This window comes from Aeromonas sp. EU05-FHT14A05 (assembly GCF_058791175.1).
In genome coordinates this window covers 1-4,237 of the sequence record NZ_JBYTDH010000027.1, presented here as the reverse complement: position 1 = coordinate 4,237, position 4,237 = coordinate 1, and the positions used below count along the sequence as shown (strand labels likewise).

At 54.4% G+C, this 4,237-nt stretch carries 6 protein-coding genes; 4 read left to right on the top strand and 2 right to left on the bottom strand.

What is annotated here, in order from left to right; translation table 11 throughout:
• Positions 1 to 94: 94 nt before the first annotated feature.
• The 4 genes from AC3WR3_RS20785 (at position 95) to AC3WR3_RS20770 (ending at position 2,136) form a co-directional block, all read left to right on the top strand.
• Positions 95 to 517, top strand: a complete 423-nt coding sequence (locus AC3WR3_RS20785; RefSeq protein ID WP_265437636.1) for a hypothetical protein — start codon at positions 95 to 97, stop codon at positions 515 to 517.
• On the top strand, positions 518 to 820 hold the full coding sequence (locus AC3WR3_RS20780; protein WP_492293321.1) for a type II toxin-antitoxin system RelE/ParE family toxin: 303 nt from the start codon (positions 518 to 520) through the stop codon (positions 818 to 820). It begins immediately after the preceding gene.
• A 761-nt stretch (positions 821 to 1,581) separates the two neighbouring features.
• Positions 1,582 to 1,788, top strand: a complete 207-nt coding sequence (locus AC3WR3_RS20775; RefSeq protein WP_265437634.1) for a hypothetical protein — start codon at positions 1,582 to 1,584, stop codon at positions 1,786 to 1,788.
• A 108-nt stretch (positions 1,789 to 1,896) separates the two neighbouring features.
• Positions 1,897 to 2,136: a hypothetical protein gene (locus tag AC3WR3_RS20770; protein ID WP_015056833.1), complete on the top strand. Its 240-nt coding sequence runs from the start codon at positions 1,897 to 1,899 to the stop codon at positions 2,134 to 2,136.
• A 184-nt stretch (positions 2,137 to 2,320) separates the two neighbouring features.
• Here the strand turns inward: AC3WR3_RS20770 and AC3WR3_RS20765 are convergent, their stop codons facing one another.
• Both AC3WR3_RS20765 and AC3WR3_RS20760 read right to left on the bottom strand, forming a co-directional pair.
• Positions 2,321 to 3,187: a plasmid recombination protein gene (locus AC3WR3_RS20765; protein WP_492293319.1), complete on the bottom strand. Its 867-nt coding sequence runs from the start codon at positions 3,185 to 3,187 to the stop codon at positions 2,321 to 2,323.
• Positions 3,188 to 3,591: 404 nt separating this feature from the next.
• Entirely contained in the window at positions 3,592 to 3,888 is a 297-nt protein-coding gene (locus tag AC3WR3_RS20760; protein ID WP_042888850.1) for a tRNA-modifying protein YgfZ, read from the bottom strand.
• Positions 3,889 to 4,237 lie beyond the last annotated feature (349 nt).

Here is a 4,237-nt window from a genome sequence, read left to right as displayed (position 1 = left end):
TTTTTTAATTATCGCGTTTCGTGGTTGACTGATGATCTGTCGTGGAGTGTTGATCGATCGGTGGCGTGGGAGTAGAATTGAGGTATGTGATCGAATGGAGGGTTTTGACGTGGCGTTTAAAAGTCAGATGGAAAGCACGAAGGTGTCTTCACGCAGAGGGTCAGCCTCTCCACTTACAGTGTCTCAGTCATATAAACAATCAACAAAGGCTGAAGAGCTGTCATTCCGGATATCCGCTAAATTGCTGGCGGACATTGGACTGAAGAATGGCGATAAAGCTGACGTTCTGTTTGATGATGAGACTAGCCGTTGGATGATCAAGCCATCCCAAGACGGTTTCACTATCTCTGGTAAAGCTGAAGCCCCTACAGGGTTGATTCGGTACACACTGAAGGTTGGACATGCCCGACTGACGAATAAGCGAGCGGATCTACCTGTCAAAAAAGAATGTGATATCGATACGCTGTCCATATCGGACCGCTCAATCATTTTCGCTCTTCAGCAAGAAGGGGCGTAAATGAACAGTTTCTCGCTAGGTTGGGAAGATGCAGCGTTAGATGATCGTGTCGCTATCTATGAGTTTCTGGTGGAGTTTAACCTGGAGGCTGCGGAGAGGACTGATCTGCTGATTGAGGCAGCTGCAGAGTCTTTGATGCAGCACCCCCATCGGCATCCTGCATGCTCTGGTGGAAAGGGGAGAAAGATGGTTCTGACAAAGATCCCCTTTATCTTGATTTACAGCGTTGATACCAAAATCAACTGTGTTCGAGTGCTACGAGTGTTTCATCAAGCACAGAAGATCCCGAAGCTAGATCATTGACGATCTTCAGGCGTTCAGCGTAACCTGTTCGCCAGAAACGAAAAAACCACCCTGGCAGGTGGTTTGTTCGAAGGTACTTTGAGTTGGCGCTCTCTGTACCTGGTAACAGCTTCGGGCGGAAGCAGCTACCGTAAGACCCTTTCAGTTTAGCGGCCTACGGCCCTATCAATCAAGTAGTCTCTCGCCCGAACCCTGTTACCGTTGGCCTCTGCCAATGGCGATTAGTCGTATCCGCTCGAATTGGAAGCATGTTGATGTTGTCGAGCGGGTGTAGGGGTCGGGCCGAACGGGGAATCCTCACATACGGCCCAGCGTGCGACGCGCACCATAGCCTCCCATGGTTCGCAACCTTGGGGCATCAGCACCGAGCGCAACGGGGAACCAACCACGGCCAGCTCGATAAAAACGGCGCGGCAGTCCGGCCCACAGGTGGGGACTGAAGCAGGTGCAGAGTGGCGAGGTGTGTCTCAGGAGCGCGTGAGGGGGAGCTGCCGCAAGCAGCCTCGATAGTCCTGAGCAAGGCGAGCTATCCAGCGTAACTACGTCATTTTTAACGTAGCCAAGCAGGAGGGCGAGCCTATCTTGAAGCGCAGCGAAAGATAGGCTCGCCTGTGTTTTACGCTCTGCCTTTCAAATAAAAAAAAGAGAGATGATCTTGGCGAGGTGGGTAACTGCGCCCGTCCGTCCACATGCCATTGGTTCGGCTTGTGGGCGGCAGCAGTTCTCCACGGAAGCGGGTTTGGTTCTGGCCGGAGGTACGTATGGGGTTCGATAAGCACGGGATCGAGGTCGATGGGGGCTGTATCTGGCTACTGGACGCAGGCGGCCAGCGCCTGTGCGACCTGACGGAGATGCAGTTGCTTGATTTTGGGAGGCGGATCAGCGTTGAAGGGGGTTTGCTGAACTTCGATTTGGACGCAGCAGAATGGCGCGAACGCCTGATTGCCTTGGGTCTTGAGCCGCATTGAAAATCATTTTCCAAATTCGATGTTTCAAATCGCCCAATTGATTACTTTAGGCTCCCGAAGGGGTACCATCAAATTGTGTATTTGATACATCAGATTGGAGATTTGATGATGCAGGAGAAAGAGGCTAAGACGGTGTTCGACATGGGGGGATTCTCCAAGGCGATGATCGTCCCCACCCCCATGGGTTCTGGGTTCCACCTCCACTTGGTGCGCTTTGGCAAGGCAGGTACCGAAGTCGTGGAGCGGCAGCGCGGAGGCTGGCGGGTGTTCTCTTCCATCGATGCGGCTGCCAATACGGCCCACGGCATTGGCTTTCGCCGCATCGAGATAGACCTGAGCAGCCGCTAGGGCCTAGCCCAGCGCAGCAGGAGGGCCAGCGCCCCCAAGCATGCCGCCCCTTCCCACCATGCAGGGGCGGCCCAGCTGAATACGTCATGCAGGCCAAGCAGCCCCATGATCCATCCACTCGATGAGCTGCTTGCCCCCTTTACTGCCAACACCGCAGCCATCAGCCCTACAACCTGCCATGCCTTCATAGGCCCATCCCCTTACCGCGGCTCCGCTTTGGCTGTAGCTCCTGCAGTTTCTCCTCCAGCTCGTTGCTCTGCTCCGACAGCGTTCGGTTGTAGCCCTTGAGCTTGTCGATCTCCGCCCCCTGTCTGGCTATCACGCTCTGGGTGCTATCGAGCGCCATGGTGAGCCGCTTAACCTCCCCCTGTGCCTTCTGGAGCTCGCTCTGGGCCTTCTGCGCCTCTGCGGTAGCCTGCTGGGCCAGTTCCACGTTGTCCGCGCTATAGCGGCCCTTCTGGCGGCTAAACAGGAGCTGCTTGAGCTGGGCATTCTCCTCCTGCAGTGCGGCGTTCTCTCGCTCCAGCTTCTGGGCTTTGGCGTGGCCGCTCATTTTCTCGATCAGGGTCGGGACTGGGGCGGTGCCGGCGCGCAGGTCTGGCCGGTGCGGGTTTCCCCCCAGACCGTTGGGGGTGTACATGCAGGGGATCTTTTCGTTGATCGTGGCGTGGCATCGGCGCCGGATCCCCGCCAGCTTCCGGCCGCCATCCAGCCACGCTTTCGCCTGCAGCTTGCCGTCTTTGATCGGGGTGGCAATGACATGGAAGTGCGGGGAGCTCTCGTCCATATGCAGCTGGATCGATACCACGTTCTCGGGGCCGAACTCCTGATCGGCCCATGCCTTGACCTGCTCCCCGAACGGGGCGAAGAACTGCCCCAGATCGCGCTCGATGGGAGGCCCTTCAGGGCACTCAGGTGTGGGGTCTTCTCGCCAGTCTGTTTGGTTGCCGACCTGGATGATGAACTCGATCGCCACCACGGCATCTTTGCGCTTGGCCAGTGCCGAGGCCGCATCGAGTTTGCTCTGATCCCATTCGACCTTGGTGTGCATCGGACTCTCTGTAAACCATGCCCGTTTTGGAAGCTGGCTGCTGGTTTCGTGGAGGCGGAGGTTGTGTCCCTGAGCCCTGCCAATGTCGGCTTTGCTCATCTTGGCTACGGCGAACGTGAACTTCATCGGGGCTCCGAGGGTGGCAGCTTTGGAGTTCAAAGTGTACTCCTTACACTTTGCTGCGCAAAGTAGGAGCCCTGCGGGGCGAAAAGACCTGCCGCGCTACGCTTGCCTCCTCCCGAACAGGAGGAGGCAGACTGCGCTAGCCTCCCCCTGTTCGGGAGGTTTCCGCGAAAAGCGTAATTGCAACAAGAGGGGGGGATCCCTGACTACCTACGAAAGTGGGGCCGCTGGCCCCACTATGAATTTCGCATGCGAAACAGGTGGGGCATTGTGCCCCACTTTCAGTAAACGAGAGATTTGATGTGTTTGCCCTTAATGGCATTTTTTCTTGCGAGCATTTTTGCTTTGGCGTCTTCGTGTGATGTGAAGACCGCTCTTCCTTCGGCCAGTTTTGTGAAGGCTGCTGTTATCTGCTCTTCGAGCCATGAATCATGGTCTTCTTGCTTTCTTTGTTCTTCTGCCAGCTTTTCTGCCAACTTGCGGCATTCGTCGCTCAACGTAGTTCCATTTTTATCTGCATACATCTGGGCTAATCGCTTTGTCTCTTCACTGACTCTGAATTGAATTCTTGCATCCATTGGTCGCCTCGTGTGGGTTGATCTGGTGGGGATCTCTATGGCGGATGTTAGCACGCATGTGCTGACATTTGTTTACTGTAGTACACAAAAATAATATTAAAATCATATGTAGAAAGACTAATATTGTTTTTATTTTATTGTTTTTAAATGGCTTTTACATAATCGGACTCATTGTGGGCTTGCGCTCTTATTCATTCCTATGTTGTCACGTTTACGGATTTTTTGTTGTGTGCGGCACGGCGCGATAAGGAGTGTTTTTGTGTTTATTTGATTTTTTTAATTATCGCGTTTCGTGGTTGACTGATGATCTGTCGTGGAGTGTTGATCGATCGGTGGCGTGGGAGTAGAA